Here is a 17,239-nt window from a genome sequence, read left to right as displayed (position 1 = left end):
GCGTCAATGCCCATCTGAATCGTGCGCCGCAGCACGAAGATTGCGTTCGGCTGCGCTGACGAGTTCCGCAGCACTAAGCTTGAGTCCGGCGGCGATTCTTAAGATCAGAGCGAGAGTGGGCATGTGCTCCCCACGCTCTATTTTGCCCATGTGCGATCGCTCGATCCCTGCTTTCGCAGCCAGTTCTTCCTGAGCAATACCTTGCGTCAGGCGGGCGACACGAACGGCCGCTCCGAATGCCAACGCTGGCTCGGCGTCGAAAGTGGTAGTGCCTGGGGGACGGCCTCGTCGGACAGTTCGCTTCTCCATCCTTGGAAGCGTCGAACAGTCCCGACAATTTAACCACGTTAAGTTTAACTCAAACTAGCTATCATGAAGACTTTCCATCCTTGTCTTATCGCTTCTTGGGGCCTCTCATGCACGACGCCACCAGCCCACGCCCACAGCTCAGGCTCGCCATAGCGCCTGGTGTGGCCTCTTCGAACCTAGCTGCATTGCTTGCCCTGCAGCGCGCGGAGGAGCCCGAAGTTTTTATGGAATTTAATGAGGTTACGACGAGCGATCTCATTACAGGCCTCTACAAACGGCGCTTCGACGTCGGCCTTTCTCTGAAGCAGGTGAGCGATTCTTCGCTGAAGAGTCTTTCTCTTTGGTTTGAGGCGACAGCTCTTGCCACGCCGCTGGGATACCCACTGCTCCGGCAGCAGTCAATCAGAATAGACGAACTTAAGGAGCACTCCGTGTTTCGATGGAAGGCCGAATATTCTCCTTCGCTGGACCAGTACCTGTCCTCCATGTCATCAACGGAAAGGCCGAATGTCCAGCATGTCAGTTCTTTTGAGATGTTGTTGCTCTGGGTCGCAGCTGGATATGGCGTAGGGATTTCTTCGCGATCACGCATCGAAACCGCTAGCCAGTGCGGAATCTGCACGCGTCCAATAGCCGATGGCCCCTACGAGGTCATTACGCACCTGCAGCGACTCTCGGGACAGACGAATCTTGTAGCTGATCGATTTGAGCTTAGAGCCTTGCGAGTTGCCGAGGCGCGTAAAGCATGACAGCCACGTGCGGTGCCCGCCCTTGCCGGTGGATTTGCAGTGGATGCCGGTTCGGGCCAAGGCGCCGTCCAGACGCATCAATTCATCCTGGAAACTGACCTTGATCAATTCAACTCCCCACAACTTCCAATAGTATGTCCACATGATCGGCTTAAGGCGCCTTCTCGCAAGATGGAGCCGCTGGATTACCAGCGGCCTAGTCGTAACCTTGCTTTTCTCGCAGGTTGCGATGGCGATGTACGTCTGTCCCAAGCCAGACCCGAGGGCATCTGTGGAAACCACGCAAATGCGTGCCACGATCTCGATGCAGCAGGCTGACAAGTTGCCAATGTCGGATTGCACCGGCATGCCTGATTCCATGGACAGCGAAGCGCCACAGTTGTGCCACGCTCATTGCAGTGGCGATCGGGAGTCGGCGCTTTCATGGCAGGGGCTGGACATTCAGTTTCTCGCGGCGCACGTGATGTGGCTCGCCAACTCGCTGCCCGGGTTGGTTCTCGACCGGGTAGCCCTCAGGCGGCACGTTACCTACATTCCTCCCAATCCCCGCGCGGGCTTTCCGCCGATCTACCTCACGTTCCAAGTCCTGCGGAATTGATTTATGTGTCCGTGCTCGCCGCGCACCGATGCGGCAGACCACGTGATTTCGTGAACACCAATTCCGAGGACAACCATGTTTACTCCCTTTTTTGGCGCCCCCGAGGGATGCTCTGAACAATTCCTCGGCGACAATAGCGCAAGGTTCGACGGATGACGACGATGCAGCTGAGCTTCGGGGACGCGGAACACACGGGCAAGCGGAAGAAGACGCGACGCGAGATCTTCCTGGCGGAGATGGAGCAGGTTGTGCCGTGGAACGCATTGCTGGCGCTGATCGCACCGCACTACCCGAAGATGGGCCAGCGTGGCCGGCAGCCGTACGCGCTGGCGACGATGCTGCGCATCCACTTCCTGCAGCAGTGGTACGCGCTCAGTGACCCGGCCATGGAAGAGGCGCTGTACGACACGGCGGTGATGCGCCGCTTCGCCCGCCTCAGCGGGCTGGACAACATTCCGGACGAGACCACGATCTTCAGCTTCCGCCGGCTGCTGGAGACGCATGATCTGGCGCCGCAGCTCCTGGAGCGCGTGAACGCGCACCTGGCGCGCAAGGGCCAGAGCTTGAAGGCCGGCACGATCGTGGACGCCACGATCATCGCGGCGCCGAGTTCGACCAAGAACAGGGACGGCAAGCGCGATCCGGAGATGCACCAGACGAAGAAGGGCAACCAGTGGCACTTCGGGATGAAGGCGCACATTGGCGTGGACGAGGAGTCGGGCCTGGTGCACCACGTGGAGTGCACGGCGGCGAACGTCAACGACGTGACGCAGGTGCACAAGCTGCTGCACGGCAAGGAAGACACAATCTGCGGCGACAGCGGCTACACGGGCGCGGACAAGCGCGAGGAGCTGCAAGGCGTGGAGGCTGCGTTCTGGATCGCGGAGAAGCCGTCGAAGCTTCGTGCGATGAAGAACAAGCGTGATCGCAAATACGCCGAACGCTGGGAGCACTTCAAGGCCAGCCTGCGGGCGAAGGTGGAGCATCCGTTCCGAGTGGTGAAGCGGCAGTTCGGTTACACCAAGGTGCGCTATCGCGGGTTGGCGAAGAACACGGCGCAGGTGTTGACGCTGTTCGCGCTGTCGAATCTGTGGATGGCGCGGCGACGTCTGTTGCTGCCGACGGGGTAAATCCGTCTGTTGGACGGGGAAAGCCGTCGAAAAGCGTCAGAAACGGCGCAAAATCCATCATATCGAGGTCGACTTGGCGCCTTGACGCTGAAATCCAAGCATCAGAGCGCTTTGATCAGACCTTCCCGAGGGGCGCCCGTCAGCGTACGGCCGAGGCACAACGCCGGCCTCGATGCGATTGCATCGTCTGAAAGCTATCAGCATCGCGTTGGCAGGCAGTGCGCTTGTTTCGCCTGTGGCCTACGCCCTCGATTTTGCTGAGGCACGCCTTATCGCGGAGCAGCAGAGCCCGCGCATAAGCGCGCAGCAGTTGCAGGTCAACGTCGCCGAATCCGTGCAGAAGGCAGCAGGCTCGCTGCCCGACCCCAAGCTCTCGCTCGGCATCGAAAACTATCCCATCAGCGGCATGGATCGCTGGAGCATGACGCGCGAATCCATGACGATGCAGCGCCTGGCGCTCATGCAGGAAGTGCCCAACAGGGCCAAGCGCGACGCCCAGGTCGCCAGTGCGCAGGCGCGTGTGGATCGAGAGCGCGCGGCGCTGGTTTTGCAGCGATTGCAGATCCGCCAGGAACTCAGCCTGGCGTGGATCGCCGCGCAGGCGGTGGAGCAACGGGAGATACTGCTGACGGAACTGCTCGCGGAGAACCAGCGCCTGCAAGACAGTCTCCCCGCTCGCGTCGCCGGCGGCACGGCCCAGACTGGCGACCTGTTGGTCGCGCAACAGGAGGCGCTGACACTCACGGACCGCCGTGACGATCTACAGCGGGACCGGGCCAAGGCCAGGGCCGCATTGCGGCGCTGGGTGGGCTCCAGGGCCGACGAAGCACTGCAAGGCGATCCAGGCCCGCTCACTCACCCCGTCGCGCAACTGCGCACAGAACTGGCGAATCACGCGGAGCTTGAACTCTATCCGGCGATGCAAAGCATGGCCCGGGCCGAGTCCCGCGAAGCCCAATCAGAGACCCGCGGCGATTGGGCCTGGGAGATTGCCTATAGCCGGCGGGATCGCCGATGGGGCGACATGGTGTCATTCCAGGTGACATTCGATCTGCCATGGCAGAAGGATCGACGCCAAGTGCCCATGATCGAGGCAAAACGGCACGAGTTGGAGCGTCTGGACGCCGAACGCGAAGACGTGGCGCGGCGTCATTTGCAGGAGCTGGACGACAGCGCCGCCGAACTCCAAGCGTTGAACAGCCAGATCGACCGCCTGCAGACCGCAGGCTTGCAGCTGGTACGGAACCGAGCGGCGCTTGCGTTGAGCAACTACCGATCCGCCAAGGGGGACCTGAGCGCTGTGCTCAGTGCACGCGCCCAGGTACTGGAGACGCGCATGCGTCTGATCGACCTCGGAGCGCAGCGCGACAGCCTCGTCGCCCGACTGAACAGCCTGATCGCGGACTGAGTGGAGACCCTCGCCATGAACACCTCTTCGAGAAACATCCTTGCCGGCTTGACGCTGATTGCTGCCGGTATTGCCGTTGGATGGAGCGTCGCCCAATGGCGCGCCGGCCACCTCAGCGGCTCCCCCGCTGCCACCATTGCAAGTGCTCCGACCGAGCGCAAGGTGCTGTATTGGTACGACCCGATGGTGCCGGCCCAGAAGTTCGACAAGCCCGGCAAATCGCCCTACATGGACATGGCGTTGATGCCGAAGTACGCAGATGAAGACACTCAGGACAGCACGGGCCTGAGCGTGTCGGCGCAAGCGGTGCAAGCCCTGGGCCTGCGTACAACCGAAGTCGTGCAAGGCAAGATCGGCGCAGATGTGAACGTCGTGGGCACCGTGCTGCTCAACGACCGCGACGTCAGCATCGTGCAGGCGCGGACCGCTGGCTTCGTCGAGCGTGTCTACGCACGGGCTGCGGGCGACGTGATCGCAGCAGGGGCACCGCTGCCTGACCTATTGCTGCCGGAGTGGATCGCCGCACAGCGCGAGTTTCTCTCGGTTCGCGCGATGGGCGACGCACCGTTGACCGCAGCTGCCCGCCAACGGCTGCTGCTGCTCGGCATGCCGCAAGCCCTGATCGCCCAGGTGGAGCGCACAGGCGAGCCCAAGGGGCTGTACACGGTCACAACACCTCAAGGCGGCTTGGTGGCCGAACTGATGGTGCGTCAGGGCATGACGGTTTCCGCCGGGGAAAGCCTGGCCCGGGTGAATGGCTTGGCCACGGTGTGGATCGAAGCGGCTGTCCCCGAAGCACAAAGCGGGCCATTGCAGGTCGGCCAAACGGCGCAGGTCCGGCTGGCGGCGTTTCCCGGTGAAGTGCTCCAGGCGCGCATCGTGAGCATCCTGCCCGAAGCCAACCGCGACACCCGTACGGTGCGAGTGCGGCTTGAAATGGCCAATCCCGGCCAGCGCCTGAAGGCCGGCATGTCCGGCCAGATCGCGCTCAAAGGCAACGAACAGCCCGCGCTGCTTGTTCCCAGCGAGGCGGTCATCCGCACCGGCAAGCGCGCACTGGCCTATGTGGTCGATGGACCCGGCAAGTTCCATCCCGTGGAGGTCCAGGTGGGCGCGGAGGTAGGCGATCAACTGGTGGTCAACGGCGGGCTCGCGGCGGGACAGCAGGTGGTGGCCTCGGCGCAGTTCCTGATCGATTCGGAAGCCAGCCTGCGGGGCGTGCTGCCTGCAGGTGCCGCGGCGTCCGCGCCTGCATCGCCGCACAACGGGCACGGCACCTCGTCGCCACCGGCCGCGGCCACCAACGCTTTCGTGGTGCGCGGCGTGATCGAGGAGATGTCGCCCACCGAGCTGACGCTGGCGCACGAGGCCGTGCCAGCCCTCCAATGGCCGGCCATGACCATGGGCTTCAAGCTGAGCAGCCCGCAGCTCGCCGCGGGTCTTTCGGTTCGGCAGCAGGTGCGATTCACCTTCTCCAAGCAAGGTGAGGACTACGTGATCACCGCCATCGAAAAGGTGCAGCCATGATCGCCAAACTGATTCGATGGTCGGTGGCCAATCGCTTCCTGGTGCTGCTGGCCACCGCCATGCTCACGGCATGGGGCGTGTGGGGCGTTCGCAGCACGCCCGTGGATGCGCTGCCGGACTTGTCAGACGTGCAGGTCATCATTCGCACCAACTACCCAGGACAGGCGCCGCAGATCGTCGAGAACCAGGTCACCTACCCGTTGGCCACCACCATGCTGTCGGTGCCAGGGGCCAAGACCGTGCGCGGCTTCTCGTTCTTTGGCGACTCGTTCGTCTATGTCTTGTTCGAGGACGGAACCGACCTGTACTGGGCCCGCTCACGGGTACTGGAATACCTGAACCAGGTCCAGGGCCGATTGCCCGCCACGGCGAAGCCGGCCCTGGGTCCGGACGCCACAGGCGTCGGCTGGATCTTCCAGTACGCGCTCGTGGATCGCACGGGCAAGAACGATCTGGCGCAACTGCGTGCGTTGCAGGACTGGTTCCTGAAGTTCGAACTCAAGAGCCTGCCCAACGTGGCCGAAGTGGCATCGGTGGGGGGCATGGTCAAGCAGTACCAGGTCGTGCTCGACCCGATCAAGTTGGCGTCCTATGGCCTCAGTCAGGCTCAAGTCCGCGATGCCCTGATGGGGGCCAACCAGGAGACCGGCGGCTCCGTCCTGGAATTGTCAGGCGCGGAGTACATGGTCCGCGCGAGCGGATACCTCAAGACCCTGGACGAGTTCCGGGAGATCCCCTTGACGGCACGCGGCGGTGTGCCGGTGCGGCTGGGGGATGTGGCGACGCTCCAGATAGGCCCGGAGATGCGGCGTGGCATTGCCGAACTCGACGGAGAAGGCGAGGTCGCCGGCGGCGTGGTGGTGCTGCGCTCCGGCAAGAATGCCCAGGAGACGATCGCTGCCGTCAAGGCCAAGCTCGCGGAGCTGCAGGGCAGCCTGCCGCCGGGCGTCGAGATCGTCACCAGCTACGACCGCAGCGCGCTGATCGAGCGGGCCATTCGCAATCTCACGACCAAGCTGGGCGAAGAGTTTCTGGTGGTGGCGCTGGTCTGCGCACTGTTCCTTTGGCATCTTCGTTCTGCGCTGGTGGCCATCATCTCGCTACCTCTGGGCGTGATGACGGCGTTCCTGGTCATGCGCTACCAGGGCATCAACGCCAACATCATGTCGCTGGGGGGGATTGCCATCGCCGTGGGGGCGATGGTGGATGCAGCGGTGGTGATGATCGAGAACGCCCACAAGAAGCTGGAGGCTTGGCAGCACGCGCACCCGGATCAACGACTGCAGGGCAAGGAACGGTGGGACGTGATCACACAGGCCGCAGAGGAAGTCGGTCCTGCGCTCTTCTTCTCGCTGCTCATCATCACGCTCTCGTTCATCCCGGTCTTCACCCTAGAAGCGCAGGAAGGCCGGCTGTTCGGCCCGCTGGCGTTCACCAAGACCTACGCGATGGCCGCGGCCGCAGGGCTGTCAGTGACGCTGATTCCCGTACTCATGGGCTACTGGATTCGCGGGCGTATCCCGGATGAGCAGAAGAACCCCATCACCCGCATCCTGATTGCAGCCTACCGGCCAGCACTGGAGTGGGTACTGCGCCGGCCTAAGGCGACGCTGCTGATCGCCGTGCTGGCCTTGGCGACCACGGCCTGGCCCTTGGCGCGGCTCGGCGGTGAGTTTCTGCCGAGGTTGGACGAAGGGGACCTGCTCTACATGCCCTCGGCCCTGCCGGGACTCTCGGCGCAGCGCGCCACGGAGTTGCTGCAGCTGAGCAACCGCATGATCAAGACCGTACCTGAAGTGGACAAGGTGTTCGGCAAGGCAGGACGGGCCGAAACTGCGACCGATCCGGCGCCCCTTGAGATGTTCGAGACCACGGTGAAGCTCAAGCCCAGGGAACAATGGCGTCCAGGCATGACGCCCGAGAAGCTCGTGGAAGAGCTGGATCGTGCCGTGAAGATCCCGGGCCTGTCCAATATCTGGATTCCCCCTATCCGCAATCGCATCGACATGCTGGCTACCGGCATCAAGAGCCCGATCGGGGTGAAGGTGACCGGCAACGACCTGGGCGTGATCGATCGCATCGCTGCAGAGGTCGAGCAGGTCGCCAAGGGCATTCCCGGCGTGACGTCATCCCTCGCGGAGCGCTTGACGGGCGGGCGCTACGTGGATGTTCAGATCGACCGCGTAGCCGCCGGTCGCTACGGCCTGAACATCGCCGATGTCCAGGCCGTCATCGCCGGCGCGGTGGGTGGCGAAAACGTCTCGGAAACGGTCGAGGGGCTTGCCCGCTTTCCGATCAATCTGCGCTACGCGCGAGAATGGCGTGATTCACCACAACGGCTGGCAGAACTACCCATCTTCACGCCGATGGGTCAGCAGATCACGTTGGGGACCGTGGCACGCATCGCGATCACCGATGGGCCGCCCATGCTCAAGAGCGAGAACGCACGGCCCTCCGGTTGGGTCTATGTCGATGTGCGCGGCCGTGATCTAGCCTCGGTGGCCAACGAACTGCGCGATGCCATCGGGCAGCAGGTCAAGCTGGAGCCGGGTGTGAGCATCACCTACTCCGGGCAGTTCGAATACATGGAGCGGGCCAATGCACGCCTGAAGGTTGTGGTGCCTGCCACCCTGTTGATCATCTTCGTTCTGTTGTACCTGACCTTCGCGCGTGTGGACGAAGCGGGCTTGATCATGGCGACCTTGCCCTTCGCGCTCACGGGGGGCATCTGGTTCCTGTACCTGCTGAACTACAACCTGTCCATCGCCACCGGCGTGGGATTCATCGCGCTGGCAGGTGTGGCGGCGGAGTTCGGCGTGGTGATGCTCATCTATCTGAAGCAGGCCTTGGCGGAACGTTGCCCCGATGGACGCGACCCGACGCGAGAAGAACTGCTCGATGCGATCCGGGAGGGTGCCGTGCTGCGCGTGCGGCCCAAGGCGATGACCGTCGCCGTCATCCTGGCGGGCCTGGTACCCATTGTCTGGAGCAGCGGTACGGGCTCGGAGGTCATGAGCCGCATCGCAGCCCCGATGCTTGGAGGGATGGTGACCGCTCCGTTGCTGTCGCTCTTCGTGATTCCGGCTGCCTACATGCTGATGCGTAAGCCGCGCTAACGTTGCAACGCGGCAGGGTCTCATAACCAAGGCCCTGCCGTTTCCGGTGCGGCCTATCGGCACCCGAGCGAATAACCATTCGACACATGCGCTTTAGCCAGCGTAAGAACTGGCCGAAGGCGCGGAGGCACGACTAACCGCTTGGCAGTGACGAGCCATATCAGGGAACAAAACCTGACCCCGGCCGTTCAGACAGAATCGTCAGCATTTCTATGACAGCCCGAACCTTGGGCTGCAGGTAACGCGATTGCGGCCACACTGCATGGATAGGCATCTCACCACCTGCCCAGTCCGGCAGCAAGGGGATCAAGCGCCCCTGCCGTATATCTTCGGCCACCAGCCATGTCGGCATCTGCATGATGCCGCAGCCGGCCAGACCCGCCGCCAACATTGCTTCACCATCACTGAATTCATGGCGCGGATAGATTTCCTGCCGACGTACGCGCTGGTCCGATACGCGGAGCAACCAAGTGGGTCTCTGCCGTCCCCGAGGACCAGTGATGCAGTCCCGATGCCTTACCCCATTACTTCTCGGTAATTACTGCGGCGCGCTCACTAATACGACCACTACATTCTGGGACGACGTAGGGGCTGACTCAGTCCGGTTGTAGGCGCTCAGAAGGCTATGGCCTTCAGGATGGCCGCACGCCTCATCGCGCCGCGCCGTATGCGCTGCGGACTGCAAAGGCCCGCATCCTGTAGCTCACTTCCGACGGCCAAAGCATCCATCTTTGGCCGTCGGCCAGCGTCAGGCACTTTCGAGCATTGCCGCATCATTTAGCAACCGTTGAATGCGCTGGCGAATCTCCTCTGGAATACCTTGCGCAGACGAATCAGGTCCGGGCCTGTTTGGCTGCTGCTGGGTGCCCGCGATGACCCGCACGACCATGCCCAAATTTCCGGGTGTCACGATGTCGATGGCCGCGCGATCACCCAGATCCGGGTGTACGCGGGTCAGCATCCGGTACAAGTCCCACGAATCCGCGTGCGGACACTGGTTCATGAGCACCTGGGCCAGTTTGTGCTTGAGCGGCACCAGTTGCCAGTCGGGCACACGTTGCCCGCGATTGCCCAAGCTGATGGACAGCAGTTTGCCCGCCTTCAGCTCGCGGTTTATCTGGTCCTTGGACTTTCCGGCCAGCTTACCGAACAGCGGAACCGGCAAACTGCTCGGCGATTCGTAGATGGCGAGCATTTCCTCGCGCTCGCGCTGGATGGCGGATACTTCCGGCGCCGGCGCCGGCGCACGCGTCGGGGGCGGTGGCACCTGCGACAGCCGCTGGAAGGTGATTCCCGCGTCGTTTGGCGTCACGACAATGGGGGTGACCACCACGGGCGGAGCCGAAGCCGCAGAAGTGCCTGCAACGATGGCGTCGGGGTTGTCCTCCCCTGCGATGGCTGGCACGCCCTCGATATGGATGGTGAGGTGGGCGCTGGCCGCTTCGACCTGGCCCTGTTCGAGTAAGTCGAGGCGATCCGCCCAGTCCTGCATCATCCGACGGCGCGGCTCAACATACTTGGCGTGGTTGTAGGCCGAACTCACCTTGTTCGGGTCCGAGTGCGAAAGCTGCGCGTCCACCCAAATCTTGGGATAGCCGATCTCGTTGAGCGCCGTCGAGATGGTTCCGCGGATGCCGTGCCCGGTCAGTTGATCCTCGTAGCCCATTCGTTTCAAGGCCGCGTTGAGGGTGTTCTCGCTGATGCGCTTCTTGAGTTCGCTGCGGTGCGTGAGCAGATGGACCTGGGCCGGCTTCATCACACCCAACAGGTAGCGCACGATCTCGATGGCCTGCACGGACAACGGCACGATGTAGGGCGGAACGTCCTGCGGGCGCTTGCCGGCCTTGCGCATCTCGTCCTGGAGTTGTTTGACAATCTGCGGCGGGATGATCCACAGGCCACGGTCGAGATCGAACTGGTCCGGGGTCGCCAGCCGCAGCTCGCCGGTACGCACGCCGGTCAGGAACAGCAGCCGGATGCCGAGTTGGGTCTGCCAACCACGAGGGTTGTAGAGCCTGAGCTTGTGCAGGAACTCGGGAAGCTCCCGAAGATGCAGGTAGGGGTTGTGGTTCACCGGGGGCTTGGGCTCGGCCACCACGTCCAGGTCGGAGGCCGGATTGGCTTCCAGCCCCTCCACGATGACGAGGGCATAGCGGAACAACTGCCCCAGCCAGGTGCGGACCTTCTCGGCAGTGGTGAACGCCTTGCGCTCCTCGATCCTCGCCAGGACGCCCAGGAGTTGGGGCCGGCGAATGTCGTAGATCGACATCTGCTTGAGGCTGGGCAGCACGTCCTTGTTGAAGATCCGCAGGATCTGCGACAGCGTGCTGTTCCTGCCCTCCTTGATTTCCTTGCGGCGATGCTCGACCCACGCATCGAAGACGGCCTTGAAGGTGTAGTCGGCCGCAAGCTTGACCGCGTGTCGCTTCTGTTTGCGATCGGTATGGGGGTTGATGCCCTTTGCCAGAAGCGCCCGGGCTTCGTCGCGCAAGGTGCGCGCTTCGCGCAAACCGATCTCGGGGTAGTTCCCCAGGGAGATGCGCTTTTGCTTGCCGAGCCAGTAATAGCGCAAATGCCACGACTTGCCGCCGGTGGGGGCGACCACCAGGCCGAGGCCATCGGTGTCGGGGATGCTGTACGTTTTCTCGGCGGCCTTGGCTTGCCGCACGGTCAGATCAGAGAGTGTCATCATCAAGCTCCTAAGTCTTGGACTTAGGCCCGATGCTGCTTGTCATCCCGATCCAACCCCAGCAACAACCCGGAACCGGCACCACCCGCATTCTTTGGCCTTGTTTTTGGCCTCAAAAACGCTGGCTGTCAGTGGATTTCCGTGGCTTTCGCTGGAATGAAAAAAGGAGCCGAAGCTCCTCTTTTCAACGACTTACAGACGTCAGTGGAAGTCCGTAGATCATAACTTGGAGCGGGAAACGAGACTCGAACTCGCGACCTCAACCTTGGCAAGGTTGCGCTCTACCAACTGAGCTATTCCCGCTTGGGAGGCGAAATTCTACCTGTTCCAAGGATGGCGTCAAGCGGTTTTTCCGGGGCCTGCGAGGCGCCTTGCACCGCGTATCCATGCATGGCGTGGATCTACCACGGCATCCCCGCAAACCGATGGATCCGCACCATCCGTGGACGCAGCATTTCCAGTAGGTCCACGCCATGCGGGGATAGGCGCATCGATGGCGTCAGAGCCCTTTCCTTCGGAAAGGGATCCGACCCCGGGGCTCAGACCCCGGGCTCAGTTGCCCAGCTTCTTCTGCCGCGCACGCTCGCGAGCCGCACGCTCGTCATCGCGCAGGCTCGGCCACGCGGCGTGCAGGTACTGCAGGCCCGACCACAGGGTCAGCACGGCGGCAATGGCCAGAGTCCAGTCGCCGATGTGGAACACCGGCCAGCCCATCCAGATGTCTTCCACCGGCACGTTCGGGGCCACCGAGTACAGCAGGCACAGCAGCGCGACCATCTGCGCGGTGGTCTTGACCTTGCCGATCATCGCCACGCGCACCTTCGCGCGCTGGCCCAGCTCGGCCATCCATTCGCGCAGCGCCGATACCGCGATCTCACGGCCGACGATGACCGCCGCCCAGAACGCCATCCACGGCGTCGGGTGGCCCTGCACGATCAGGAACAGCGCCACTGCCACCATCAGCTTGTCCGCGACCGGGTCGAGGAAGGCGCCGAAGGCCGACTCCAGCTGGTAACGGCGTGCGATCCAGCCATCGAGCCAGTCGGTGATCGCGGCCAGGCCGAAGATCGCCGCCGAAGCGAAGTTGGTCCAGGTGTAGGGCAGGTAGAACACCAGCACCAGCACCGGGATCATCACGATCCGCAACAACGTCAGCCAGGTGGGCAGGGTCAACTTCATGCTTGCGTGCTTCTCTCTCTACTCGGCCGCATCAGGCGTGGCCAACCCGTGCAGGTTAGCGTAGATACGTGCCGCGAGGGCGTCATTGATGCCTTCCACCTTGGCGATCTCGGCTTCGCCAGCGGCTTTCAGGCCCACCAGGCCACCGAAATGCTTGAGCAGGCTGGCGCGGCGGCGCGGCCCGATGCCGGGGATATCCTCCAGCTTGCTGGTCATCCGCGCCTTCTGGCGGCGCCCTCTGTGGCCGGTGATGGCGAAGCGATGCGCCTCGTCGCGCACCTGCTGGATGAACTGCAGCGCCGGGCTGGCCGCGCCCGGGCGCAGCTCGCGGCCATCGGGCATCACCAGCGCTTCGTGGCCGGCACGGCGCTCCACGCCCTTGGCCACGCCCACCAGCAGCACGCCTTCCACGCCCAGATCGGCCAGTGCGGCTTGCGCCTGTGCCAGCTGGCCGGCGCCACCGTCGATCAGCAGCACGTCCGGCAGCACGCCCTGCTCTTCCACTGCGCGGCGGAAACGGCGGTCGATGGCCTGGCGCATGGCGGCGTAGTCGTCGCCCGGCTCGATGCCGCTGATGTTGAAGCGGCGGTACTGCGCGCGCACCGGGCCGGCGGCGTCGAACACCACGCACGAGGCCACGGTGGCCTCGCCCAGGGTGTGGCTGATATCAAAACACTCGACACGCTTGACCGGCTCGGCCAGGCCCAGCATCTCGCGCAGCGCATCGCTGCGCGCGTGCTGCGCATTGCGGCTGTTGAGTTCGGTGGCCAGGGTCAGCTGCGCGTTGCGGCTGGCCAGTTCCACATAGCCGGCGCGCTCGCCGCGCACGTTCCACTTCAGCTGCACCTTGCGCTCGGCCGAGGCCGACAGCGCGGCGACCAGCAGGTCGGCGTCGGGAATCTCGCGGTCCAGCAGGATCTCGCGCGGCGGCTCGAATTCGATGTAGTACTGCGAGACGAAGGCGGCAAGCACCTCTTCCGGGCTTTCCTCGCCATTGGTGCGCGGGAAGAACGGGCGGGTGCCGAGGTTGCGACCATCACGGAAGGCCAGCAGCAGCACGCAGGCCTGCGAGCCCTGCATGGCCACGGCCAGCACATCGAGGTCCGCGGCGCGGCCATCCACGTACTGGCGGGTCTGCATGCTGCGCAGCGAGGAGATCAGGTCGCGCAGGCGCGCGGCCTGCTCGAACTCCAGCGCCTCGCTGGCGGCCTGCATCTGCTCGCCCAGTTCGCGGGTCAGCTCGTCACTCTTGCCTTCCAGGAACAGGGCGGCGCGGCGCACCGACTCGGCGTACTCCGGCGCCGGGACCAGCTCCACGCACGGCGCGCTGCAACGCCCGATCTGGTATTGCAGGCACGGCCGCGAGCGGTTGCGGAACACGCTGTCCTCGCAGCTGCGCAGCTTGAACAGCTTGTGCATCAGGTTCAGCGTCTCGCGCACGGCGGTGACGCCGGGATACGGCCCGAAGTAGCGCCCAGGAATGGCACGCGGGCCACGATGCAGTGCGATGCGCGGCCAGTCCTCGCGGGTCAGCAGCACATGCGGGTAGGTCTTGTCGTCACGCAGCGAGACGTTGTAGCGCGGCGACAGCGACTTGATCAACTGGTTTTCCAGCAGCAACGCCTCGGCTTCCGAGCGCGTCACGGTCACGTCCATGCGCGTGATCTGCGAGATCATCGACATGATCCGCGCGTTCTTCGGGCTGCCGTTGAAATAGCTGCCGACACGGTTGCGCAGCGCGCGCGCCTTGCCCACGTACAGCAGGGTGTCGTCGGCGGCGTACATGCGGTACACGCCAGGGGCGGTGCTGAGCTGGGCCGCGAAGGCCTTGCCGTCGAAGGCCGGGGCGGGAACGTCGGTCATTCGCTGATCGGGACTTCGCTGAGCACGCCGCTGTCGGGGTCGAATCGCAGCACGGCATGGGCGTCAGTCTCGGCGATCCACACCGCACCGGCGCCCACCGCCAATCCGGCCGGGCCATGCAGGCGGCGCGGCAGCGGCTGGGTGGTCAGTTCACCGCCGCCCAGGCGCAGCGTGCGCAGGCGACCGTTGCCGGTATCGGCAATCCACAGCAGCGGAGCGTCCGCGCTCAATGCGATCGCCTGCGGATACTGCAGGCTGGCCTGCGCACGCGGGCCGTCTTCGCTGCCGAAGCGCCAGGGCCCCTGCCCGACCAGCGTCTGCACCAGGTCGCCGCGCAGTTGCAGTGCACGGATCGAGGATCCCAGGGCGTCGGCGACGTACAACACCTGCTGCACCACGGCCAGCGCAGTCGGTTGGGCAAAGGCAGCCAGGTGGCCGCTGCCGTCACGCTCGTCGATGGAACCACTGCCGGCGCGCCATTGCAGGCTGCGCTGGCCCAGGTGGTAGCTCCAGATGCGGTTGTCGCCGGCCATCGCGATGTGCAGCTGGTTGTCGGCGATGGCCAGGCCGACAGGATGGTCCAGCGAGACCTGCCGCGCCTGCGCCACCGGACCTTCCACCGGCGCACCGGGACGTCCGTTGCCACACAGCGTGTCGACGATGCCGGTCAGCAGGTTGATGCGGCGCACCGCATGGTTGCCGGTGTCGGCGACGTACAGCGAATCGCGCTCCAGCACCAGCGCCTGCGGGCGGTAGAACGCCGCTTCGGCCAGGTTGCCGTCCATGAAATCGGCGGTACCGAGGCCGAACTGGCGCAGGATGCGGCCGCCATGGCTGCATTCGAGAATGCGGTGATGGCCACTGTCGGCGATGTACAGGCGTTCGGTGCTGACCGCCAGGCCCAGCGGGAACCGCAGCGCCTGGCGTGGTTCCGGATGCAGTTCGCTGCCGCCGCGCGGCGGCGCCGAAGGCGCGCCCTGGCACAGCGTGTTCAGGGCGCGCTCCAGTTCACCGGGTGCTCCCTGCCCGACCAGCCGCTGCTGCTCGCGACCCTGCGCGTCCAGCAGCACCACGGTCGGCCAGGCGGTAACGCCGAAGCGGCGCCAGCCATCCCAATCGGCATCGAGCAGTACGGGCATGGCCAGGCCCTGGCGGCGCAGCAGCTTCAGTGCGGCACTGGCGTCGCGCTCGAAATCGAAGCGCGGCACCTGCAGCACCAGCGGCTGCAGCTTGCCGGGGTGGCGCGACAGCCATTGGCCGAACTCGGCCAGGCGTTGCGCACTCCAGGCGGAGGCCGCATTGACGAACAGCAGCGCGACCGGCCGGCCGCGCAGTTCGGTCAGGGTGCAGGGGGTGGCATTGAGCCAGGTGGCGAACTCGGGCAGGTCCGGGACGGGCTGGACGTTCATGACCCGATTATGCCGGAGTCGGCGTCATGCAACAGTCGTGCCACCGCACGTTTTGCAGCATCGTCGACCAGCGACCAGACCTGTTCGAAATGATCGCTGCCGCCGGTGTAGGGGTCGGGGATGGCTACCCGCCCCTGAACGCCCGACCAGGGCAGGTACAACGCCAGCCGTTCACGCTGGGCCGCCGACGCCAGGCGCCCGGCATCACGCAGGTTGGCCTCGTCGGCACACAGGATCCAGTCGAAACGGTCGAAATCCACGGCCTGCAGCTGGCGTGCGCGCAGGCCGCCGATGTCCACGCCGTGCCCGGCCGCGCAGGCGATCGCGCGGCGGTCCGGCGGCTCGCCCACATGCCAGTCGCCGGTGCCAGCCGAATCAACCTGCACCTGCCCGGCCAGCGGCGAGGCATCCAGGCGTGCGCGCAGCGCGCCTTCGGCCATCGGCGAACGGCAGATGTTGCCGAGGCAGACGACCAGCAGCCTCATCGCGGCGCCATCGCCTGCAGCAGCCCCTCGGCGCGCTCCAGGTCCTCGGGCGTGTCGATGCCCGGCGGGAACGGCTCGGGCGAGATCGCCACGCTGATCGGATAGCCCGCTTCCAGCACGCGCAGCTGCTCCAGCGATTCGACCTGCTCCAGCTGGCCCGGCGGCATCGCCGCGAACTGCTGCAGGAAGCCGGCGCGATAGCCATAGATGCCGATGTGGCGCAGCCAGTGGTGGCCGTCCGGCAGCGTGTCGCGGCTGCGTGCGAAGCCGTCGCGGTGCCAGGCGATCGGCGCGCGGCTGAAGTACATCGCCTCGTTGCGCACGTTGCGCACCAGCTTCACCACGTTCGGGTCGAACAGGGTGTGCGCGTCCTCGACGGTCGTGGCGAGAGTCGACATCGGCGCAGTGCCTGCGACCAGCGCATCGGCCACCGCACGGATACCGGCCGCCGGTGCGAACGGTTCGTCGCCCTGCAGGTTGACCACCACCGTGTCCTCGGCCCAGCCGGCAATGCGTGCGCATTCGGCCAGGCGATCAGTGCCGGAGGCGTGCGTGGTCGCGGTCATCGCCACCTTCACTTCGGCCAGCCCGGACAGCGCATCGGCAATGCGCTGATCGTCGGTCGCTACCCAGACTTCACGGGCACCGGCCTGCAGCGCGCGGCGCGCCACATGCAGCACCAGCGGCTCGCCGCCCAGCGGGCGCAACGGCTTGCCCGGCAGCCGCGAGGCGGCATAGCGGGCCGGAATGGCGACGACGAATTCAGTCATGCAGGCG

Annotated in this window: 13 protein-coding genes, 1 tRNA gene and 1 pseudogene; 6 read left to right on the top strand and 9 right to left on the bottom strand. The window is 64.7% G+C overall.

Annotated features, from left to right (window positions below):
• Window positions 1–3: 3 nt before the first annotated feature.
• On the bottom strand, window positions 4–309 hold the full coding sequence (locus tag AC5P98_RS03595) for a helix-turn-helix domain-containing protein (RefSeq protein WP_013391827.1): 306 nt from the start codon (window positions 307–309) through the stop codon (window positions 4–6).
• Window positions 310–416: 107 nt separating this feature from the next.
• Here AC5P98_RS03595 and AC5P98_RS03590 point away from each other — a divergent pair, with 107 nt between their 5' ends.
• The 6 genes from AC5P98_RS03590 to AC5P98_RS03565 all read left to right on the top strand — a co-directional run bounded on the left by AC5P98_RS03590 (window position 417) and on the right by AC5P98_RS03565 (window position 8,837).
• Entirely contained in the window at window positions 417–1,058 is a 642-nt protein-coding gene (locus AC5P98_RS03590) for a LysR substrate-binding domain-containing protein (protein ID WP_013391828.1), read from the top strand.
• A 286-nt stretch (window positions 1,059–1,344) separates the two neighbouring features.
• Entirely contained in the window at window positions 1,345–1,656 is a 312-nt protein-coding gene (locus AC5P98_RS03585) for a hypothetical protein (protein ID WP_006226245.1), read from the top strand.
• Window positions 1,657–1,817: 161 nt separating this feature from the next.
• Window positions 1,818–2,786 carry an IS5 family transposase gene (locus AC5P98_RS03580; RefSeq protein WP_016445093.1) on the top strand — a complete coding sequence of 323 codons (969 nt, stop codon included), beginning with the start codon at window positions 1,818–1,820 and terminating at the stop codon, window positions 2,784–2,786.
• Window positions 2,787–2,958: 172 nt separating this feature from the next.
• Complete coding sequence (locus tag AC5P98_RS03575) at window positions 2,959–4,194, top strand: TolC family protein (RefSeq protein WP_013391831.1); 1,236 nt, start codon at window positions 2,959–2,961, stop codon at window positions 4,192–4,194.
• 15 nt (window positions 4,195–4,209) lie between these two features.
• The gene (locus AC5P98_RS03570) at window positions 4,210–5,721 is read left to right on the top strand and encodes an efflux RND transporter periplasmic adaptor subunit (RefSeq protein ID WP_013391832.1); all 1,512 of its coding nucleotides are present in this window, start codon (window positions 4,210–4,212) and stop codon (window positions 5,719–5,721) included.
• Window positions 5,718–8,837: an efflux RND transporter permease subunit gene (locus AC5P98_RS03565; RefSeq protein ID WP_016445091.1), complete on the top strand. Its 3,120-nt coding sequence runs from the start codon at window positions 5,718–5,720 to the stop codon at window positions 8,835–8,837. The genes AC5P98_RS03570 and AC5P98_RS03565 overlap by 4 nt, the downstream gene beginning before the upstream one ends.
• Before the next feature lie 160 nt (window positions 8,838–8,997).
• Here the strand turns inward: AC5P98_RS03565 and AC5P98_RS03560 are convergent.
• The 8 genes and pseudogenes from AC5P98_RS03560 to kdsB form a co-directional block, all read right to left on the bottom strand.
• A pseudogene (locus tag AC5P98_RS03560) lies at window positions 8,998–9,342 on the bottom strand (LysR substrate-binding domain-containing protein); the annotation flags it as partial.
• A gap of 243 nt (window positions 9,343–9,585) precedes the next feature.
• Window positions 9,586–11,529 (bottom strand): tyrosine-type recombinase/integrase, encoded by a 1,944-nt coding sequence (locus AC5P98_RS03555; protein ID WP_034012210.1) that lies wholly within the window; start codon window positions 11,527–11,529, stop codon window positions 9,586–9,588.
• Between the two features lie 224 nt (window positions 11,530–11,753).
• Window positions 11,754–11,829, bottom strand: a tRNA-Gly gene (locus AC5P98_RS03550).
• A gap of 249 nt (window positions 11,830–12,078) precedes the next feature.
• Window positions 12,079–12,705 (bottom strand): CDP-diacylglycerol--glycerol-3-phosphate 3-phosphatidyltransferase, encoded by a 627-nt coding sequence (gene pgsA / locus AC5P98_RS03545; RefSeq protein ID WP_012510614.1) that lies wholly within the window; start codon window positions 12,703–12,705, stop codon window positions 12,079–12,081.
• 18 nt (window positions 12,706–12,723) lie between these two features.
• The gene (gene uvrC / locus AC5P98_RS03540; protein ID WP_032959320.1) at window positions 12,724–14,568 is read right to left on the bottom strand and encodes an excinuclease ABC subunit UvrC; all 1,845 of its coding nucleotides are present in this window, start codon (window positions 14,566–14,568) and stop codon (window positions 12,724–12,726) included.
• Window positions 14,565–15,977, bottom strand: coding sequence for a nhl repeat protein (locus tag AC5P98_RS03535; RefSeq protein WP_049406360.1), 1,413 nt, complete (start codon window positions 15,975–15,977; stop codon window positions 14,565–14,567). Before AC5P98_RS03535 ends, uvrC begins: the two co-directional genes overlap by 4 nt.
• The gene (locus AC5P98_RS03530; RefSeq protein ID WP_049406358.1) at window positions 15,974–16,462 is read right to left on the bottom strand and encodes a low molecular weight protein-tyrosine-phosphatase; all 489 of its coding nucleotides are present in this window, start codon (window positions 16,460–16,462) and stop codon (window positions 15,974–15,976) included. Before AC5P98_RS03530 ends, AC5P98_RS03535 begins: the two co-directional genes overlap by 4 nt.
• On the bottom strand, window positions 16,459–17,232 hold the full coding sequence (kdsB, locus tag AC5P98_RS03525) for a 3-deoxy-manno-octulosonate cytidylyltransferase (protein ID WP_049406355.1): 774 nt from the start codon (window positions 17,230–17,232) through the stop codon (window positions 16,459–16,461). Before kdsB ends, AC5P98_RS03530 begins: the two co-directional genes overlap by 4 nt.
• Between the last annotated feature and the right edge of the window lie 7 nt (window positions 17,233–17,239).

The sequence above is a fragment of the Stenotrophomonas sp. YJH_SMC_135 genome (genome assembly GCF_059372355.1).
Note: the sequence above shows the minus strand (reverse complement) of the source record. Positions and strands in the feature narration are given on the sequence as shown.